Raw genomic sequence first — 18,242 nt, forward strand, 5'->3', positions numbered from 1 at the left:
ATGCCCTGCCGTCCGGTTCGCCGCACACCCACCCCCAGTGAGTTCCGTGGATTGGTACGGCTGTTCGAAGTAGGCGTAGAATGCCTGTTCATGGGGCACGCACACCAGCCGTCGATGTTCGATCTCGCCGAGCGGGCCACGCTCGGGCCGCTGGCCGGAGCGGTGACCCGGCACCCGCTCACCCGGGGCGCCTGGGTCGACCACCTGCCCGGCTGGGTCGGCGGCTCCGAGCAGGTGCTGGAGGTCCTGCTGGACCAGGTCGACTGGCGGGCCGAGCGGCGCGAGATGTACGAGCGCGAGGTCGACGTCCCCCGCCTGCTGCGCTGGTACGGCGCGGACGAGCCGCTGCCGCATCCGCTGCTCGCGCAGGCCCGCGCCGCGCTCAGCGCGTACTACGCGCCGGAGCTGGGGGAGCCGTTCACCACCGCCGGCATGTGCCTCTACCGGGACGGGCGCGACAGCGTGGCCTGGCACGGCGACACCATCGGGCGCGGCTCGCACAGCGACACCATGGTCGCCATCGTGTCGTTCGGCGAGCCGCGGCCGCTCCTGCTGCGCCCCCGCGGCGGCGGCGAGCACAGCATCCGGTTCCCGCTCGGCCACGGTGATCTCGTGGTGATGGGCGGCTCCTGCCAGCGCACCTGGGAGCACTGCATCCCGAAGACCACCCGCCACGCGGGGCCCCGGGTCAGCGTCCAGTTCCGCCCGGCCGGCGTCGCCTGACCGCGGGCTACTCGGCGCCCAGGCCGAGGCGCTCGCGCAGCTTGCCCCGGCGGTCCTCCAGCACCGCGATGAGCGCCTCCTGCTCCTCGGCGCTGCTGATCAGCAGGCTGGTGTCGCCCGGGTCGCCGGGGCCGTCCTCCCGGTTGCCGACCTCCTCCCGGATCTGCTGTGCCTGGCTGCGCAGCTCCGCGATCATCGAGTCGACCTGCTGCAGCTCCCGCTCCATCGCATGCTCACCACTCATGCGTCCATTGTCCGCTTTCGCCCCACCCGCCGCGCCCCAATCCGCCCGCTGACGGGTTCCCGCATGGTGGACGGCGGGGGATGTGCGGGCGGGGTGGGGTGCTTCATACTTCCGCGGTGAGCGTGCCGCCCGAGAATCTGCTTGAGTTCCTCCGCCAGTGCGGCGTGGCCCTCTGCCTGGCCGGGGAGTCGGCCAACCGGATCCCCGACGAGCTGGTCGCGCTGGCCGATGCGTACGGGGTGGACGACGTGGAGTTCCTCGTCGTGCCGACGGGGGTGTTCGTCCGGTCGCGGGGCGGCGGCGGGGTGGTCGTGGACTTCGCGAACGCCGACGGGCCGCCGCTGCGGCTGGACCAGATCGATCAGCTGTACAAACTGTTCGAGCAGGTCAAGGCCGCGCCGATCCCGCCCGCCGAGGGGATCGTGAAGGTGCGGGAGATCCTCGACGCGCCGCCCCGGCACGGGAACCTCGTGCCGGTGCTCGGGCACGGGGTGCTCACCGTCGGGATCGGGCTGCTGTTCGTGCGGGACGGGCGGGCGCTGGTCAGTTTGGCGCTGCTCGGGCTGCTGGTGGGGGTGCTGCGGCTGGTGGCCGAGCGGGTGCAGGTGCTCTCGCTCGCGCTGCCGGTGGCTGCGGCGATGCTGGTGACGTTTCTGGCGTATCGGTACAGCCCTGAGCTGGGGGCGGATCCGGCAAGTCTGCTGATTCCGCCGCTGGCGACGTTCCTGCCGGGGGCGGCGCTGACGTTGGGGGCGCAGGAGATGGTCACGCGGTCGATCATCAGTGGGGCGAGTCGGCTGGTGTCGAGCGTGTACGTGTTGCTGCTGCTCACGTTCGGGATCTATGCGGGGATGCAGCTTGCGGGGCCGGTGCAGGAGGTGCCGGTGCCGGAGCAGCTCGGGTCCTGGGCGCCCTGGGTGGGGGTGCTGGTGTTCGGGGTCGGGATCTATCTGAACAGTGCGGCGCCGTCGCGGTCGCTGCCTTGGCTGATCGTGACGCTGTTTGTGGCGTACGGGGCGCAGTTCCTGGTGGGGTCGTGGACGGGGGGTGTGTTCGCGGCGTTCGTGGGTGGGCTGCTGATCGTGCCGCTGGCCAATGCGGTGCAGCGGATGGGTGGGCCGCCTGCGCAGGTGGTGTTCCTGCCGTCGTTCTGGCTGCTGGTGCCGGGGGCGTTGAGCCTGGTGGGGGTCAGTGGGCTGACGGGGCTGGTGGAGTTGTCGGCTACCGGGCGGTCGAATCTGATCACGGCGTTCTTGACCGTGGTGGCGGTGTCCTTGGGTGTGCTGGTCGGGTCGAGTCTGCTGTCCAATGTGACGGCGAGTTCGCGGCTGTATACCTCGCGGTCCGCCTGACTTCGTGCGGGCCTGCCGTTGAAGGCGGGCTGGCGAGGAGTGGGGTGGGTGGGGCTCGGCGGTCGGTGCCGCGCCTCGGCGGGCGCACGTCCAAGATCGGCGTTTCGTGTCAGAAGCTGTGGTGTGGCCATAGGTTTCGACACGAAACGGCGATCTTCGGCTGGCCGGGGTGGGGTGGGTGGGGTGGAGATCGGTGTCTCGTGTCGAAAGGTGGGGTAGGAGCACAGGTTTCGACACGAGACAGCGATCTTGGTCGCCGCGCGCCGCGCGGGGCGGCGCGGGGCGGCGCGGCGCGGGGTGGTCAGGCGCCTAGTTGGCCTACGTCGGTGATGGTGAGGACGGCCTGGCCGGCCTCGTCGGAGGCGGCGAGGTCGACCTCGGCGGTGATGCCCCAGTCGTGGTGGCCGTCGGGGTCGTCGAGGATCTGGCGGACCTTCCAGACGTCCTTGCCCTGCTCGATGATGATGCGGGCGGGGCCGCGGGCGTCGGGGCCGATGCCGATCTCGTCGTAGAGGTCGAAGTACGGGTCGAGGGCGTCGCGCCAGGCGTCGCTGTCCCAGCCGGCTTCGGCGTCCAGCTCGCCGAGCAGGTCCCAGCGGCGGCGGGCGGCGAGCTCGACGCGGCGGAACAGGGCGTTGCGGACCTGGACGCGGAAGGCGCGGACGTTGCGGGTGACGGCGGGCGGGGCGGCCTCGACCGGCGGGGCGCCGGGGTTGGTGAGCTGCTCCCACTCGTCGAGCAGGCTGGAGTCGACCTGGCGGACCAGCTCGCCGAGCCACTCGATGACGTCGTGCAGCTCCTCGGTCTTGGCGTCCTCGGGGACGGTCTGGCGCAGCGCCCGGTACGCGTCGGCGAGGTAGCGCAGGACGAGGCCCTCGGAGCGGGCCAGGCCGTAGAAGCTGACGTACTCGGTGAAGGTCATGCCCTGCTCGAACATGTCGCGTACCACGGCCTTGGGCGACAGCCGGTGGTCGTCGACCCAGGGGTGGCCCTTGCGGTAGGACTCGAAGGCGACCTCCAGCAGCTCCTCGAGCGGCTTGGGCCAGGTCACGCCCTCGAGCAGCGCCATACGCTCCTCGTACTCGATGCCGTCGGCCTTCATCTGGGCGACGGCCTCGCCCTTGGCCTTGTCCTGCTGGGCGTAGAGGATCTGCCGGGGGTCCTCCAGCACCGCCTCGATGATCGACACGACGTCGAGCGCGTACCCGGGGGAGTTCCTGTCCAGCAGCTCGATGGCCGCCACCGCGAACGGCGACAGCGGCTGGTTGAGCGCGAAGCCGAGCTGGAGCACGTCGGTGACCCGGATGCGGCCGTCCGCGCCCTGCTCGACGATGCCCGCGGTGCGCAGCGCCCGGTAGATCGAGATCGCGCGGCGGATGTGCTTACGGCGCGCGGCGGGGGTCTCGTGGTTGTCGGTGAGCAGGTGGCGCATGTTGTCGAAGGCGTCGCCGCCGCGCTCGATGACGTTGAGCACCATCGCGTGGCTGACGTGGAAGCTGGAGGTGAGCGGCTCGGGCTCGGCGTTGACCAGGCGCTCGAAGGTGGGCTGCGCCCAGCCGACGAAGCCCTCCGGCGGCTTCTTCTTGACCAGCTTCTTCAGCTTCTTCGCATCGCCCGCGGCCTTGGCCACGGCCTTCTCGTTCTCGACCACGTGCTCGGGGGCCTGCACGATGACGGTGCCGAGGGTGTCGTAGCCGGCCCGCCCGGCGCGCCCGGCGATCTGGTGGAACTCGCGCGCCTTGAGCAGCCGCATGCGCTGGCCGTCGAACTTGTTCAGGCCGGTGAACAGCACGGTGCGGATGGGCAGGTTGATGCCCACGCCGAGGGTGTCCGTGCCGCAGATGACCTTGAGCAGCCCGGCCTGGGCCAGCTGCTCCACCAGGCGGCGGTACTTGGGCAGCATGCCCGCGTGGTGCACGCCGATGCCGTGGCGGACCAGGCGGGACAGCGTCTTGCCGAAGCCGGCGGTGAACCGGAAGCTGCCGATCAGCTCGGCGATGGCGTCCTTCTCCGCGCGGGTGCTCATGTTGATGCTCATCAGCGCGCTGGCCTGCTCCAGGGCCGCGGCCTGGGTGAAGTGCACGATGTACACCGGGGCCTGCTTGGTGGACAGCAGCTCCTCGATGGTCTCGTGCAGCGGCGTGGTGACGTACGAGTGGATCAGCGGGACCGGCCGCTCGCCGGAGCTGACCACGGCGGTGGGCCGCCCGGTGCGCCGGGTGAGGTCCTCCACGAACCGGCTGACGTCGCCCAGCGTGGCCGACATCAGCACGAACTGCGCGTCCTCCAGCTCCAGCAGCGGCACCTGCCACGCCCAGCCCCGGTCGGGCTCGCTGTAGAAGTGGAACTCGTCCATCACGACCTGGCCCACGTCGGCGTCCGGGCCGTCGCGCAGGGCGAGGTTGGCCAGGATCTCGGCGGTGCAGCAGATCACCGGGGCGTCGGGGTTGACCGCCGCGTCGCCGGTCATCATGCCGACGTTCTCCGGGCCGAGCGCCGCGCACAGCGCGAAGAACTTCTCCGAGACCAGCGCCTTGATCGGCGCGGTGTAGAAGGTGCGCTTGCCCTGGGCCATGGCCGCGAAGTGCGCGCCGAGCGCCACCATGCTCTTGCCGGAGCCGGTGGGGGTGCTCAGGATCAGGTTCGCCCCGGAGACGATCTCGATCAGCGCCTCCTGCTGGGCGGGGTAGAGCGAGATGCCCTGCTCGGACACCCAGGTGGAGAAGGCGTCGAACAGCGAGTCGGGGTCGATGTCGCGGGGGAGGTGGTCAGTGAGCGCCATGGTCCGTAAATAGTCTCACGTGGCCAGCTCGACCAGCGCCTCCCGTAGCCATGCCCGCTCGGCGCGGCTGGTGGCGCGCGCCACGGTGAGCATGCCGCGGCGGAACAGGTCGGTCTGCTCGTCGGCGCGCTGCGGGCGCTCGCCGGCGTAGAAGAAGCTCGCGGGCGCCTCCAGGAAGTCCAGCCTCCGGCGCAGCACGGCGGCCTGCGCGGTGCGGTCGCCGAGCCGGCCGAGGAAGGCCAGTAGCACGTTGAACCGGGTGCCGTCGGTGATGTCGAGTTCGGCGGGATTCCGCAGGCGGCGCTGGAGTTCCGCGCGCCCGGCGGGGGTCAGCTCCAGGGTGTGCCGCTGCGCCGCGGCCGCGCCGGCCTCGCGGCGGCGTTCGAGCAGCCCGGCCTTCTCCATCCGGTTGATCGCGGGGTAGAGGCTGCCGTCGCTGATCGGCCTGGCGTGCCCGGCCAGCTGCGCGATGCGGGTGCGCAGCTCGTAGCCGTGCAGCGGCTGCTCGGCCAGGAAACCCAGGATCGCGAGTTCGATCACATCCTGCATTCTGCCTTGCCTCGATTCGAGGTATCCCGCTAACTTCATGCCTCGGATCGAGGTATGGTGGGAGGGCGCGATGGAGATCGAGGGCGCGTACGGGACGCCGCTGCACGTGACCGAGTTCGGCGGCGACGGACCAGGCATCCTGCTGCTGCACGGACTGACCGATCACGCCGGGACGTGGGCGTCGACCGCGGCCTGGCTGACCGCGTACGGCCGGGTGGTCGGCTACGACGCCCGGGGGCACGGCCGCAGCGGGCGCCCCGACGGGCCATACCACCGGGATGCCTTCGTCGGGGACGCGGCCGCGGTGATCGAGCGGCTCGGGCTGGGACCGGCCCTGGTCATCGGGCACAGCATGGGCGGGCTGACCGCCTGGCAGCTGGCCGGGCGGCGCCCGGAGCTGGTGCGCGGCATCGTGATCGGCGACATGAGCCCGGTCACCCCCGCCGACGGGCTGCGCCGCTGGCGCGACTGGCTGGACGGCTGGCCGGTGCCGTTCGCGTCGCTGGACGAGGTGCGCGCCTACTTCGGCGCGGACCGGCCCGCGCTCGGCGACGCCTTCGCCGAGGTGATGTGGCGGAGCCCTGACGGCTGGCGGCCGCTGGCCCAGCGGGCGCACGTGCTGGCGGCGGCCGAGCACTGGCAGGCCCGCGACCACCGCCCGGAGCTGGCCCTGGTGCGCTGCCCCGCACTGGTCGTCGCGGGCGGCCGCAGCGACGAGCCCCCCGCCGCCCAACGCGAAGGCGCGGCCCTCATCCCCGGCGCCCACTTCGCCCTGCTCCCCGGCTCCGGCCACGTGCTCCACCGCGAGGACCCCACCGGCTGGCGCGCCGCCGTCGAACCCTTCACCGCGTCCCTGCTCGCGTGAAGATCGCGTCGATCTTGCACGAAGTGTTAGGGATATGCCCGGAAGGGGCGTGTCGTCCCCACAGTTCACGCAAGATCGACACGGGAGAGGGCGGGTCGCGACGGAGTCGCGGCCCGCCCCGGGAGCCCAGGGTCAGCGCTTGGGCTGGTTGTGCTTGGGCTGGTTGGACTTCTTGGACTTCATGGTGGTGGGCGAGGCGCCCTCGTGCTGCTGTTTGCGCTGCATGGTGGCGGTGGCCGCCTGTTCATGGTCGGCGCCGTCGTGGTTGGTGGTGTGCGCGCTCATGCCGGCGGCCGCCTGGTGCTGCTGCGAGGCGCCCGTGTGCGGGGCGTTCTCGGCGCGGTCGGCGCGGGGGTTGCGGTCGGGTCGGTTGCTGTTCTTCGCCATTGCTGCGAGCCTCCTCGGGCTGGGCTCAGCTCCCTGCTGAGGCCCACGATCACGCTAAGAGAGCGGCGGTGGTCAAGGCGGCAGAATGGACATTCTTGGCGTACCGGTTGGTAACGAAGGGAAACCTCGCTCACACCTGGGACAGGGCGGGTGGGGCGGGCGCGGCGCGCCAGGCGAGCTTCGTGACGAGGCCGTCGAGGCGGCAGGTCCAGAGACGCCCGTCGACGCCCACGACCGCGGCGTAGGCGACTCCGGCGGCGTCCACGGCGACCGCGGGCGCGCCGGTGAACAGCACTCCCGATCCGTGCCAGACCGGGGGCTCGCCGGGCGGGTGCGGCTCGGTCACGTCGACGCGGCCCTCGTCGTTGCGGCGCACCAGCCGCAGCAGCCCGTCACGCAGCAGCCCGGCGACCGCGCCGGTGCCGCCGTTGGCCTTCACCGTCGCGGTGCCGGTGTCCTGCGCGATGGTCAGCGTGGCCCCGTCGGCCTGCCCGGCGATCACGGGTCCGTCTCCGCCGGACACGGCGCGGACCACCGCCAGGGTGCCGTCCATGGAGCCGTGCAGCAGCGTCCGCCGCTTGCCGAAGCGGCCGCCGGGGCTCTCCCGTGCCCAGCACACCAGCTCGTCGTCGGTCACCGCGTAGAGGTCGGTGCGGGCGCCCGCGGCGACCGCGACCAGCGCGTCCCGGATGCCGCCGCCGTCCAGGCCGGTCCACGGGCCCCAGTCGCCGCCGGGGCCGGCGGTCCGCACGCTGACCTCCCGCGAGAAGTCGCGCACGAACACGGTCAGCCCGCCGCCCGCGTCCGCCACGGCGTACGGCATGCCCAGCTCGCGGGCTCGCACCGGATCGCCGTCCGCGTCCGGGTTGCCCACGTCGGTCCAGGTGAACCCGGCCCCGGGCCGCTCCTGCACCCCGTGCACGACCACCAGCCGCGGACCGGTCACGTCCAGGTCCTGGCGTACCCCGAACAGGTGCAGCCGGCCGTCGGGGGTGACCACGGTGTCCAGGTGGGGCACCAGGTTCTGCCCGCCGACCGGCACCGGCGCGGCCCAGTCCGCCTCGCCCTCGCCGCGCCGCCACATCACCACGGTGCCCGCGAACACCGCGAACGCCGACAGCCCGCCCGCGTACGCGACCAGCCAGGCGGTGCCGCCCGGGTGGCGGTAGGTCTGGCTGCGGCCGTAGCGCTTGTTCCGGGCTCCGGCGCCCACCTGCAGGTCGCCGCAGCCGTACGGCACCGCGCAGGCGTGCCCGTCGGCCCACCCGTAGATGTCCAGATAGGAGAACTTTCGCTCGTACACGGCCGGGCTGAGATTGCGCGGCCAGTACTTGTTGAAGTAGCCGCGATAGCTCTGCACCTGCACGGCCGCCCCGCCCGCGGCCCGGTGCCGGCGCACCGCCTCGTAGGCGAAGTACGCCGCGTACAGGTGGTCCTGGTGGTCGGAGTAGTCCGCGCCGTCGTCGGAGTCGTACCTCAGGTGCTCCGGGGCCGGGTCGAGGGTGCGCACCACCGTCGGCGCGGACGTGCTCAGCAGCGACGCCAGCACGGCGAGCACGTCGTCGCGGCGCAGCCGGCCCGGCGCGGGCAGCGGGCTGTCGGTGGGCCGCAGGTAGGGCTGCGCGTCGCGGCGCCCGTCCCACAGCCAGGCCAGGCGGTTCGAGCCGCCGTCCGCGGCGTCCAGCGGCGCCCGCAGGTTGAGGAACGCCAGGGTGACGTGCGGCTTCGCGACCAGCGTGGCCGTCTCGAAGACGACGTCGCCGGGCAGCCTGCGCACCTCGCGCCGCCACGCGGCGTCGCGGTCGCCGGTCGTCATCGCCGCGTACGCTGCCCGGATGCCGTACTGGCGCGCGGCGGCGTACCCCTCGAAGTCGGGCTTCTCGTCCTGCGGGGCGTTGACCCCGTTGGCCTCGCCCGCGGTGAGGTAGACGCTGGTCACCGGGCATCCCTCGGCCAGCGCCTGCAGCACGTCCGGGTTGAGGAAGTACAGGTCGTCGTCGGGGTGGGCGCAGACGTTCAGGAACGCGGCCTGCCGCGCCGCCTCGGCGGACCAGACGCGTTCCCAGGGGCGGCCCAGCCCCAGGGCGATCGCGCCGCCGCCGGCCAGCAGCAGGGCGCTCAGCGCGGTACGACGGTGCAAAGGTCACCTGTCCTGTCGTGGTACGGCGGGCGGTGGCAGCTCCCACGGCGCGGCCACGGGAAAGTACGCGGTCAGGAAGCCGTGCAGCAGGCGGTGGCGCTCGGCGCGCTGCTCCGGTGTTCCCTCCTCGTCATTGACGCAGAACACGTCATGGTCACGCCGGGTGCGGATCCGGGTCAGCGCGGCCTTCGCCTCCGGGGCGGCCAGGCTGACGTAGGTGCTGCTGATGCGGTCGATGACGGCCCGTCCGGTGGCCAGCGCGTAGTAGTGGTACGCCGAGGACACCAGCGACAGGTCGGACGGGTCGCGGAACCGGTTGCCCGCGGTGCGCTCCAGCTCGGCGGCGTACCGCTCGCCCATCTCGGCCAGCACGTCGCGGCGCAGCGGGTGCGGCACGTGCTTCATCTTGTAGGTCAGGTGCCGGCCGAAGTCCCGCGCGATCAGCTCCCGGTTGTTCTTGCCCGCGGCCGTGGAGGCCAGATCGTGCCCGTCCACCGGCCCCGGATCGACCTTGCCCTTGGACGGGAACGACTTCGACAGGCCGTTGGGCTGGAAGAACTTCAGCGGGGTGAGCGGCCGGCCGACGAACACGTCGTCGTTGAAGTAGACGAAGTGCTCGGCCAGCCCGTCGATGTGGTGCAGCCGGGTCTCGATCGCGTGCGAGTTGAACGTCGGCAGCCGCCCCGCCCCGCCGAACACCTCCTTGTGGCTCACCACGGTCACCCGCTCGTGGCAGCCGTCCAGCCAGGACGGCACCTGGTCGTCGGTGACCAGCCAGATCCGGCGCACCCACGGCGCGTAGAGGTGCAGCGAGCGCATCGAGTAGCGCAGCTCGTCGTGGTTGGCGAAGCGCGCGGCCCCGGCGGCCTGCGTCATCAGCGGTGCGCGCTGCTCGCCCAGGGCCGTGTCGCGCCGCGACCGCCAGGCCGGGTCGGCGTCGTCGACCCAGGTGTAGACCACGTCCACCGGGAACGTGACGTCGTCCAGCAGGGTGCCCTCGAACTCGGTCCGGGTCGGCCGCTGCGGCTGCGGCCCGGCGTGCGCCGACGCCAGCCGGGTGAACTTCGCCTCGTCCAGGGTCACCCGCGGGCTGTCGGCAGGCACGAAGTCGGCGCACCGGTTGGGCCGCGGGGCGTGCAGCGGCCCCTGCGGGGTGCGCGACCACACCTCCAGATCGCAGCCGTGCTCCGGGCCGAACAGCAGATTGCCCGAGGGGTCGCAGAAGTACTGGATCAGGCGGATCACGCGCTGCCCGGACAGCAGCCGCCACGCGTGGTTCGAGGTCGCGGGCAGCGGTGTGCCGACTCCGCTCTCGGTCACCGGCGCCACGAACAGCGGCCGGCGCAGCGCCTCGCGCCGCAGCGCGGCCCAGGCCTCGCGGCGCGGTCCCGAGCTGATCGCCACGGCGGCGGCCCGGTCGTCGTAGCCGCGTACGCAGAAGTGGTCCACCCCGGCGTCGGCGAGCACCGTCAGCACCGTCTCCAGGCAGCGCCGCCGCGCCTCCAGCGGGGTGATCCCGGGCACCGGCCGAGCCAGCACGGGCCCGTTCACGGTCGGCGTCAGGTGCAGCCCGTCCAGGCCGTACCTCCTGGTCAGGTGCCATCGGATCGCGGACCGCGCCCACCGCTCACCCGCCCCGTCCCGACCTTTGACACGTGGCAGCAGCAGGTCCACCGACCTGCGGGACAGACCGGCCAGCAGAGCGGACCGCGGAGGCACCCGGAAGATCACGCCGTAATAACGATCCTCACCCCCGAAAGGCGACACCCCACTCCCTGCCAATCCCCTGAGAGGTGGCAGGCTGGGCGGCGTGTTGAGCGCGCGTGAGGTGGCCGAGGTCGAGGCGGCGGTGCGCCGGGTGGCCGCGGAGCAGATCCTGCCCCGGTTCGGGCGGCTCGCCGCCGCCGACATCGCGTACAAGTCCTCCGAGACCGACCTGGTCACCGTCGCGGACCGGGCGGCCGAGGAGGAGCTGGCCCGGCACCTGACCGCGCTGGTGCCCGGTTCGGTGATGGTCGGCGAGGAAGGGGTCGCCGCCGACCCGGGGCTGCTCGCCGCGATCGACGGCGACGCCCCGGCCTGGATCGTCGACCCGATCGACGGCACGCACAACTTCGTCAGCGGCAGCCCCCGCTTCACCACCCTGGTCGCGCTCGCGCACCGGGGCAGGCTGCTCGCGTCGTGGACGTTCGCGCCGGTCATGGACCTGATGGCGGTGGCCGTCGCGGGCGGGGGCGCCTACGTCGACGGCGAGCGCGTCCGGGTCCGTCCCGTGCCGCCGTCCCTGCGCCACCTCGACGTCTCCGTGTCCCCGCCGATCTGGTGGCGGCCCGCCGAGCGCGACGGCTTCCACCGCCTCGGGCGGCACGGCGTCGCGCTGTCCTTCTTCGACACCTCGGGGCTGGAGTACATCCAGCTCGCCAGCGGCCGCCGCACCGCCATGGTGATCACCTGGGAGCTGCCCTGGGACCACGCGGCCGGGCTGCTGCTGCACGCCGAGGCGGGCGGGGTCGCCATGACCGCCGACGGCGGCGAGGTGCGCATCGGCGGCGGCAACCGGCTGCCGTTCCTGGTCGCGCCGGACGCCGAGACCGCGCGGCTGGTGCTGTCCGCGATCGAGGGCTAGCCCGCGAGCACCGCGGTGACCATGCCGAGCGTGCTCCAGTCCACGTCGGGGTCGGCCAGCAGGCTGCCGTACGTGCGAAGCTCCAGCGTGATGCGCTCGCCGTCGGCGGCCACCCCGTGCTCCTGCGGGCCGTCGGCCAGCGCGTCCGCCTCGGCCTCGGTCAGCTCCAGGCTGAACAGGTGCGCCCGGTGCGCGGACACGGTCGCGGAGGGCTGGCGTACCCCGTGCGCGCGCAGCCGGGCCGCCTCGACCCGCAGCCCCGTCTCCTCGGCCAGCTCCTCCACCGCCGTCTGGCGCGGGTCGGCGGCGCCGGGCTGCGAGCCGCCGGGCAGCTCGTGCACCCGCCCGTCGCCGGTCACCGCGCCGCTGCGGTACTCGCGTACGAGCACCACCAGCGTGTCCGGGAGCGTCTCCGCAGGCAGGTAGGCGACCACGGCGCTCACGTCGGGGCGGCCGATCACCACCTCATTGTCCTTCACCCGGCCCTCGCCGCGGACCTCGACGGCGACGTGCGCGGCCCACCAGAACGGCCGTCCGTCCGGGCCGGGCCAGGTCCACGCCACCCGGGCCGCGCGCAGCCGGTGCCCGGCCGACTCCTGCGCGGCCAGCCAGGTGCGTACGCCCGCGTCCCGCCACAGCGGCAGCGGCAGCCCGCGGTGTACGCCCTCGCGCCGCGCACCGCCCGCGAGCAGCGCGAGCGCGGCGGCGAGGGTGTCCTCCAGCGTGCCGGCGACGGGCGCGCCGTGCTCGGCCGCGTAGTGGGCGAGGTAGCGCATGCCCGGCGCGCCGTCGGGTGCGCCCAGCACCACCCGGCCGCTGGACTCCCAGCGGCCCCACTCCACGTTCGTGGTGAACCCGGGCAGTGTGGCCAGGTCGCGGGGCACCCAGAAGGCGACCACGTCGGACAGGTGCAGACAGGTGTCCTCCCACTCGACCTGGGCCGTCCAGCCGTGCGGCATGCCGCCCTCGGGCCGCTCGGGCACGAACACCGCCAGCCGCCCCGGCCCGGCCCACTGCCGGGCCAGCTCCGCGAGCGCGGCGGGCCGCCACGAGGCCACCTCCGGGGCGCGCGGCGTCGGCCCGGCCAGGAACAGCGCCGCGTCCCACCACTCCGGCGGCTGCTCACCCGCGTAAACCGTGATCACTTCCGCCGTCGCCATCCCCGGATCCTCCCACGCTCCACAGTGGCCCTCCGGGGGTCCCGGGGTGGGCTGGCGGACGGTTGGCGGAGGATGGGCGGGTGCGAGTGCGACCTGTGACGCCGGAGGGACTGGTCGGGGAGCTGACCGAGCTGATAGCGGGGGCGGCGCCGCCGGACGGGTGGTTCCGGGCGGCGATCGACGGGCCGCCCGCGGCCGAGCCGGACCGGCTGGCCGAGGCGCTGGTCGGTCCGCTGCGCGCCCGAGGTCATGCCACGCTGCACGTCCGCACCGCCGACTTCCTGCGGCCCGCGTCGGTGCGGCTGGAGTTCGGGCGTACGAACCCCGACGCCTACTACGAGGGCTGGGTCGACGAGGCGGGCCTGCGCCGCGAGGTGCTCGACCCGGCGGGGCCCGGCGGCACCGGCCGGGTGCTGCCGAGCCTGTGGGACGCGCGGCGCGACCGGGCCACCCGGGCGGCCTACCAGAACCTGCCGCCGGGCGGCGTGGTGCTGGTCAGCGGCGACCTGCTGCTCGGCTCGGGGCTGCCGTTCGAGCTGGCCGTGCACCTGGTGCTGTCCCCGGCCGCGCTGGCCCGGCGGACACCCCCGGAGCTGGCCTGGACGCTGCCCGCGTACGAGCGCTACGCGGCGGAGGTGGCCCCGGAGACCTTCGCGGACCTGGTGGTGACGGTCAACGACGCGCGCCACCCGGCGATCATGTCTGTCGATTGACCTGCGCCGCCCGCCCGTCCGGGGGAAGGATGTCCCCAGGGACTGGCTAAGGGGGTATGTCATGACCACCGCAAAGCAGATGATGCACCTCGGGGCGCAGTGCGTGCCCGAGAACGAGACCCTCGCCCGCGCGGCGCAGCTGATGCGCGACATGGGCGTCGGCTCGCTGCCGATCTGCGGCAACGACGACAAGCTGCGCGGCATCATCACCGACCGGGACATCGTGGTGAAGTGCATCGCGTCCGGCGGCGATCCGAACACGATGACGTGTAAGGAGATGGCGCAGGGTACGCCGATCTGGGTGGACTCGAAGGCCGACGAGGACGAGGTCATCCGGCTCATGGAGCAGCACAAGATCCGCCGGGTGCCGGTGATCGAGGATCACCAGATCATCGGCATGATCAGCGAGGCCGACCTGGCCCAGCACCTGTCGCACGACAAGCTGGCGCACTTCGTCTCCACGATCACCGCGGCGCCGCCGACGCGCTCGTAGCAGCCGACGATCAAGCTCCCGCCGTACTGCGCAGGCAGCACGACGGGAGCTTGATCATGAGGTGCGGAGCGTCAGTGCGCCCCGTGTCCGGTCAGCGCCCGGACCTCCAGCTCGGCGTACTTGGTCGCGTCGGCGGGCTCGCGGGACAGCACCGTGCCCAGCCAGCCGCAGAGGAAGCCGACCGGGATCGAGATGATGCCCGGGTTCGACAGCGGGAAGAAGTGCCAGTCGGAGTCCGGGAACATCGCGGTCGGGCTGCCGGACACCACCGGGGAGAAGAACACCAGCACCACGGCGGTGATCAGGCCGCCGTAGATGGCGGCGGTCGCCCCGGCCGTGGTGAACCGCTTCCAGAACAGCGAGTACAGGATCGCGGGCAGGTTGCCCGAGGCCGCCACCGCGAAGGCCAGCGCGACGAGGAACGCCACGTTCAGGCTCTGCGCGAAGATGGCCAGCACGATCGCGACCGCGCCGATGGCGAACGCCGAGATCCGCGCCACGCGCACCTCGCCGCCCTCGCTGACCTGACCCTTGCGGATGACGCTGGCGTAGATGTCGTGCGCCAGCGAGCTGGACGAGGCCAGGGTGAGCCCGGCGACCACGGCGAGGATGGTGGCGAAGGCCACCGCCGCGATGATCGCCAGCATGGCCGCGCCGCCCGTGGAGCCGCCGAGGAACTTCTCGCCCAGCGCCTGCGCCAGCTGCGGGGCGGCGGTGTTGCCGCCCTTGTCCTGCGCGGTGATCGCCTCGCTGCCCACCATCGCCGCCGCGCCGAAGCCCAGCGCCAGCGTCATCAGGTAGAAGGTGCCGATGATGCCGATCGCCCAGAGCACGCTCTTGCGGGCGGCTTTGGCGTTGGGCACGGTGTAGAAGCGGATCAGGATGTGCGGCAGGCCGGCCGTGCCGAGCACCAGCGCGATGCCCAGTGACAGCAGGTCCATCTTGTTGTAGAAGGTCTGCGCCGCGTCGCCCGCCACCTCCTTGCCGTAGCGAAGGCCCGGTTCGAGGAACGCCGCGCCCTTGCCCGACTTGGCCGCGGCCTCGCCGAGCAGGCCGGACAGGTTGAACTTGAACGCCGCGAGCACCAGCAGGGTCATCACCGCGGCGCCGACCATCAGCAGGAACGCCTTGACGATCTGGACGTAGGTGGTGCCCTTCATGCCGCCGACCGTCACGTACACGATCATCAGGATGCCGATGAAGATGATCGTGGCGATCTTGGCGGTGCCCGCGTCCATGCCCAGGAAGTGCGCGCCCGGCTTGATGCCCAGCAGCAGCGCCACCAGCGCGCCCGCGCCGACCATCTGCGCCAGCAGGTAGAAGATCGACACCACGATGGTGGAGATCGAGGCGGCCACCCGCACCGGCGTCTGCCGCATCCGGAACGCCAGCACGTCGGCCATCGTGTACTTGCCCGAGTTCCGCAGCAGCTCCGCCACCAGCAGGAGCGCGACGAGCCAGGCGACCAGGAAGCCGATCGAGTACAGGAAGCCGTCGTAGCCGGACAGCGCGATGATGCCGGCGATGCCCAGGAAGCTCGCCGCCGACATGTAGTCGCCGCCGATGGCCATGCCGTTGGAGAACCCGGAGAACGACCGGCCGCCGGCGTAGAAGTCGGCCGCGGTCTTGGTCTGCCGGCTCGCCCAGATCGTGATCGCCAGCGTGAACAGCACGAAGACGACGAACAGGACGATGGTCAGGGTACGGGCGCTCATCGGCTGACCTCCTCAACGGGCTGCGCGGCGTCGGCCTCACCGTCGGTGAGCCGGGCGTGGATCTCCTCGGCCACCGGGTCGAGCTTGCGGTCGGCGTAACGGGCGTACAGCCAGGCGATCAGGAACGTGGTCACGAACTGCAGCAGGCCGAAGACCAGCGCCACGTTGATGTGCCCGAACAGGACCGTGCCCATGAAGTCGCGGGCGTACGCCGACAGGATCACGTACAGCGCGTACCAGCTGAAGAACGCGATCGTCATCGGGAACACGAAACGGCGCAGCGCGCGCCGCAGCCCGGCGAACTCGGGGCTCGCCTGGATGCGCTCGTACTGGTCCGGTGCATCGTCGCTCATGTGAATCACCAGCCTCGGTTGGGGGAGGGAGGGTGCGGTTCAGCGCAGGCTAGGACCGTGATGTTCACCACGGAACGGGCCTGGAGCGTCCTGAGCGAGGAACGCGCCGAGCGGTCGCCCCCGCGCGCCCAGCGGCGGATCGACGCACGACGAACGGCGCCCGCGCGCCGCCAGGCGGCACGCGGGCGAGGGGCGTCCGAGGATCAGTGCCAGTGCTGCTTGGCGGGGCGGATCAGCCGGTCCTTGAGCGCGCGGGTGTGCCGCCGGGCCACCGGCAGCTGCCGCCCCTCGACGGTCACCACGTATCCCGAGCCGGTCAGCCGCAGCTCGGTGACCAGGTCCAGGCGCACCAGGTAGGAGCGGTGGATGCGCAGGAAACCGGCGTCGGTCCAGCGCTCCTCCAGCTGGGTCAGCGACACCCGGACCAGGTGCGAGCCCTCGGTGGTGTGCAGCCGGGCGTAGTCGCCCTGCGCCTCCACCCAGCACACCGTCGAGCGGGGCAGCAGCCGCACCACACCGCCCAGCTCCACCGGGATCATCGGGTCGCCGGCGGGCGCCGCCTCCGGCGCCGCCGTGTTGCGCTCGCCGACCGCGGCGCGCTCCGACAGCACCCGGCGCAGCGACTCGGCGATCCGCTCGGCGCGCACCGGCTTGCGTACGTAGTCGACGACACCCAGGTCGAACGCGTCCGCGGCGCGGTCGTCGTACGCGGTGACGAACACGATCGCGGGGGAGCGGGCGAAGCGCTGCAGCACCCGGGCCAGGTCCATGCCGTCCAGCCCCGGCATCCGGATGTCCAGGAACGCCACGTCCACCTCGGACTCGTGCAGCACCCGCAGCGCCTCCGCGGCGTCGGCGGCGCTGTGCACGTACTCCACCCGGGGGTCGTTGCGCAGCAGATACAGCAGCTCGTCGAGGGCCGGCGGCTCGTCGTCCACGGCCAGCACGCGCAGCCGCCCGGTCATGCGCGGACCGCCCGGAACTTGGGGATGCGCAGGCTGACCCGCGTTCCGGCCTGCGGGGCGGTCTCCACCACCAGGCCGTACGCGTCGCCGAACACCGCCCGCAGCCGGTCGTCGACGTTGCCCAGGCCCACGTGCTGCCCGCCGTCGCCGTCGGCCGACCCGTCGCCGTCCAGCAGCACCGCCGGATCCATGCCCACCCCGTCGTCCTCCACGATGATCTCGCAGTCCGCGCCCGCGTCCGCGGCGATGATCCGGATCGTGCCCACCCCCGGCTTCGGGTGCAGCCCGTGCCGCACCGCGTTCTCCACCAGCGGCTGCAGGCACAGGAAGGGCACCTCCACCGGCAGCACCTCCGGCGCCACCCGCAGCCGCACCTGCAGCCGCTCGCCGAACCGGGCCCGCTCGATGGTCAGGTAGCGGTCGATCGAGCGCAGCTCCTCGGCCAGCGTGGTGAACTCCCCGTGCGCCCGGAACGAGTACCTGGTGAACTCGGCGAACTCCAGGATCAGCTCCCGGGCCCGCTCCGGATCGGTGCGCACGAACGACGCGATCGCGGTCAGCGCGTTGTAGACGAAGTGCGGGCTGATCTGCGCCCGCAGCGCGCGCACCTCCGCGCGCGCCGAGCGGGCCCGCTCCTCCTGCAGCTCGGCCAGCTCCAGTTGCAGCCCCACCCAGTGCGCCGTCTCCAGCACCACCCGCACCAGGCCGGGCGAGGGGCGCGAGCCGGTCACCGCGACCAGCGCCGCCCCGGCCCCGCCGTCGGGCTTGGACACGGGCGCGGCGACCGCGCCGCGCACCGGGCAGTCCAGGCGTACGCAGGTCAGGTCCTCGGGCCGTAGCAGCACCGGCCGCCCGCCCGCCAGCGCCCGCTGCGCCGCCGACAGCAGCGCCTCCCTGTGATGGCCGCCCACGCCGTCGTGGGCCAGGAAGCCGTCCCGGTCGGCCAGCGCCAGGCCCTCAGCCCCGACCAGGGTGCGCAGGTGCTTGACCGCCTGGGCGGCGGTGTCGTCGCGCAGCCCCTGCCGCAGCGGCTCGCTGGCCAGCGTCGCCAGGTGCAGCACCCGGTACGTCGCGCGCTCCTCCGGCGTGATCACCCGGCGCCGGCCGCGCATCATCACCACCGCGGCCGCGGCTATCACGGCCACCACGGCGGCGGCGCCCAGCGCTGGGTACAT

The 18,242-nt window shown here is 72.8% G+C and carries 17 protein-coding genes; 6 read left to right on the top strand and 11 right to left on the bottom strand.

Annotated features, from left to right (window positions below):
- Nucleotides 1-90 precede the first annotated feature (90 nt).
- Nucleotides 91-723, top strand: coding sequence for an alpha-ketoglutarate-dependent dioxygenase AlkB (locus Cba03nite_RS32415; protein ID WP_203754583.1), 633 nt, complete (start codon nucleotides 91-93; stop codon nucleotides 721-723).
- A gap of 7 nt (nucleotides 724-730) precedes the next feature.
- Here the strand turns inward: Cba03nite_RS32415 and Cba03nite_RS32420 are convergent, their stop codons facing one another.
- Complete coding sequence (locus Cba03nite_RS32420) at nucleotides 731-967, bottom strand: hypothetical protein (protein WP_203754586.1); 237 nt, start codon at nucleotides 965-967, stop codon at nucleotides 731-733.
- A gap of 116 nt (nucleotides 968-1,083) precedes the next feature.
- On the opposite strand from Cba03nite_RS32420, the gene Cba03nite_RS32425 reads away from it, so the two are divergent.
- Complete coding sequence (locus tag Cba03nite_RS32425; RefSeq protein WP_203754589.1) at nucleotides 1,084-2,319, top strand: threonine/serine exporter family protein; 1,236 nt, start codon at nucleotides 1,084-1,086, stop codon at nucleotides 2,317-2,319.
- A 301-nt stretch (nucleotides 2,320-2,620) separates the two neighbouring features.
- Here the strand turns inward: Cba03nite_RS32425 and Cba03nite_RS32430 are convergent, their stop codons facing one another.
- Complete coding sequence (locus tag Cba03nite_RS32430; protein WP_203754592.1) at nucleotides 2,621-5,101, bottom strand: DEAD/DEAH box helicase; 2,481 nt, start codon at nucleotides 5,099-5,101, stop codon at nucleotides 2,621-2,623.
- 15 nt (nucleotides 5,102-5,116) lie between these two features.
- Nucleotides 5,117-5,641: a PadR family transcriptional regulator gene (locus Cba03nite_RS32435; RefSeq protein ID WP_203754595.1), complete on the bottom strand. Its 525-nt coding sequence runs from the start codon at nucleotides 5,639-5,641 to the stop codon at nucleotides 5,117-5,119.
- Between the two features lie 46 nt (nucleotides 5,642-5,687).
- On the opposite strand from Cba03nite_RS32435, the gene Cba03nite_RS32440 reads away from it, so the two are divergent.
- The gene (locus Cba03nite_RS32440; protein WP_203754598.1) at nucleotides 5,688-6,515 is read left to right on the top strand and encodes an alpha/beta fold hydrolase; all 828 of its coding nucleotides are present in this window, start codon (nucleotides 5,688-5,690) and stop codon (nucleotides 6,513-6,515) included.
- 132 nt (nucleotides 6,516-6,647) lie between these two features.
- On the opposite strand, the gene Cba03nite_RS32445 is transcribed toward Cba03nite_RS32440, so the two are convergent.
- From Cba03nite_RS32445 to Cba03nite_RS32455, 3 genes are all read right to left on the bottom strand, one after another.
- A complete protein-coding gene (locus Cba03nite_RS32445) occupies nucleotides 6,648-6,902 on the bottom strand; it encodes a hypothetical protein (protein WP_203754601.1) in 255 nt (84 codons plus the stop codon).
- 130 nt (nucleotides 6,903-7,032) lie between these two features.
- Nucleotides 7,033-9,042, bottom strand: a complete 2,010-nt coding sequence (locus Cba03nite_RS32450; protein WP_203754604.1) for a PIG-L family deacetylase — start codon at nucleotides 9,040-9,042, stop codon at nucleotides 7,033-7,035.
- Between the two features lie 3 nt (nucleotides 9,043-9,045).
- A complete protein-coding gene (locus Cba03nite_RS32455; protein WP_203754607.1) occupies nucleotides 9,046-10,761 on the bottom strand; it encodes a stealth family protein in 1,716 nt (571 codons plus the stop codon).
- Nucleotides 10,762-10,852: 91 nt separating this feature from the next.
- On the opposite strand from Cba03nite_RS32455, the gene Cba03nite_RS32460 reads away from it, so the two are divergent.
- Complete coding sequence (locus Cba03nite_RS32460) at nucleotides 10,853-11,668, top strand: inositol monophosphatase family protein (protein WP_239126177.1); 816 nt, start codon at nucleotides 10,853-10,855, stop codon at nucleotides 11,666-11,668.
- Here the strand turns inward: Cba03nite_RS32460 and Cba03nite_RS32465 are convergent.
- Nucleotides 11,665-12,828, bottom strand: a complete 1,164-nt coding sequence (locus Cba03nite_RS32465; RefSeq protein WP_203754610.1) for a nucleoside 2-deoxyribosyltransferase domain-containing protein — start codon at nucleotides 12,826-12,828, stop codon at nucleotides 11,665-11,667. The two genes, Cba03nite_RS32460 and Cba03nite_RS32465, sit on opposite strands and share 4 nt — an antisense overlap.
- Before the next feature lie 80 nt (nucleotides 12,829-12,908).
- Between Cba03nite_RS32465 and Cba03nite_RS32470 the strand changes: the two genes are divergently transcribed.
- A complete protein-coding gene (locus tag Cba03nite_RS32470; protein WP_203754612.1) occupies nucleotides 12,909-13,541 on the top strand; it encodes a nucleoside/nucleotide kinase family protein in 633 nt (210 codons plus the stop codon).
- Between the two features lie 61 nt (nucleotides 13,542-13,602).
- On the top strand, nucleotides 13,603-14,034 hold the full coding sequence (locus Cba03nite_RS32475; RefSeq protein ID WP_203754614.1) for a CBS domain-containing protein: 432 nt from the start codon (nucleotides 13,603-13,605) through the stop codon (nucleotides 14,032-14,034).
- Nucleotides 14,035-14,105: 71 nt separating this feature from the next.
- Here Cba03nite_RS32475 and Cba03nite_RS32480 read toward each other — a convergent pair whose 3' ends face one another.
- From Cba03nite_RS32480 to Cba03nite_RS32495, 4 genes are all read right to left on the bottom strand, one after another.
- A complete protein-coding gene (locus tag Cba03nite_RS32480) occupies nucleotides 14,106-15,749 on the bottom strand; it encodes a monocarboxylic acid transporter (RefSeq protein WP_203754616.1) in 1,644 nt (547 codons plus the stop codon).
- Complete coding sequence (locus Cba03nite_RS32485) at nucleotides 15,746-16,102, bottom strand: DUF485 domain-containing protein (protein WP_203754617.1); 357 nt, start codon at nucleotides 16,100-16,102, stop codon at nucleotides 15,746-15,748. The genes Cba03nite_RS32480 and Cba03nite_RS32485 overlap by 4 nt, the downstream gene beginning before the upstream one ends.
- Before the next feature lie 203 nt (nucleotides 16,103-16,305).
- Entirely contained in the window at nucleotides 16,306-17,067 is a 762-nt protein-coding gene (locus Cba03nite_RS32490; RefSeq protein WP_203754619.1) for a LytR/AlgR family response regulator transcription factor, read from the bottom strand.
- Nucleotides 17,064-18,242, bottom strand: coding sequence for a sensor histidine kinase (locus Cba03nite_RS32495; protein ID WP_203754621.1), 1,179 nt, complete (start codon nucleotides 18,240-18,242; stop codon nucleotides 17,064-17,066). Before Cba03nite_RS32495 ends, Cba03nite_RS32490 begins: the two co-directional genes overlap by 4 nt.

It is taken from the genome of Catellatospora bangladeshensis, from assembly GCF_016862575.1.
GTDB classification, from domain to species: Bacteria; Actinomycetota; Actinomycetes; order Mycobacteriales; family Micromonosporaceae; genus Catellatospora; species Catellatospora bangladeshensis.

Coding starts and splice junctions, on each gene's coding strand:
- Cba03nite_RS32415 (WP_203754583.1), top strand. CDS start 91: ATGGGGCACGCACACCAGCCGTCGATGTTCGATCTCGCCGAGCGGGCC.
- Cba03nite_RS32430 (WP_203754592.1), bottom strand. CDS start 5,101: ATGGCGCTCACTGACCACCTCCCCCGCGACATCGACCCCGACTCGCTG.
- Cba03nite_RS32490 (WP_203754619.1), bottom strand. CDS start 17,067: ATGACCGGGCGGCTGCGCGTGCTGGCCGTGGACGACGAGCCGCCGGCC.
- Cba03nite_RS32420 (WP_203754586.1), bottom strand. CDS start 967: ATGAGTGGTGAGCATGCGATGGAGCGGGAGCTGCAGCAGGTCGACTCG.
- Cba03nite_RS32440 (WP_203754598.1), top strand. CDS start 5,688: ATGCCTCGGATCGAGGTATGGTGGGAGGGCGCGATGGAGATCGAGGGC.
- Cba03nite_RS32495 (WP_203754621.1), bottom strand. CDS start 18,242: ATGTACCCAGCGCTGGGCGCCGCCGCCGTGGTGGCCGTGATAGCCGCG.
- Cba03nite_RS32480 (WP_203754616.1), bottom strand. CDS start 15,749: ATGAGCGCCCGTACCCTGACCATCGTCCTGTTCGTCGTCTTCGTGCTG.
- Cba03nite_RS32485 (WP_203754617.1), bottom strand. CDS start 16,102: ATGAGCGACGATGCACCGGACCAGTACGAGCGCATCCAGGCGAGCCCC.
- Cba03nite_RS32445 (WP_203754601.1), bottom strand. CDS start 6,902: ATGGCGAAGAACAGCAACCGACCCGACCGCAACCCCCGCGCCGACCGC.
- Cba03nite_RS32475 (WP_203754614.1), top strand. CDS start 13,603: ATGACCACCGCAAAGCAGATGATGCACCTCGGGGCGCAGTGCGTGCCC.
- Cba03nite_RS32465 (WP_203754610.1), bottom strand. CDS start 12,828: ATGGCGACGGCGGAAGTGATCACGGTTTACGCGGGTGAGCAGCCGCCG.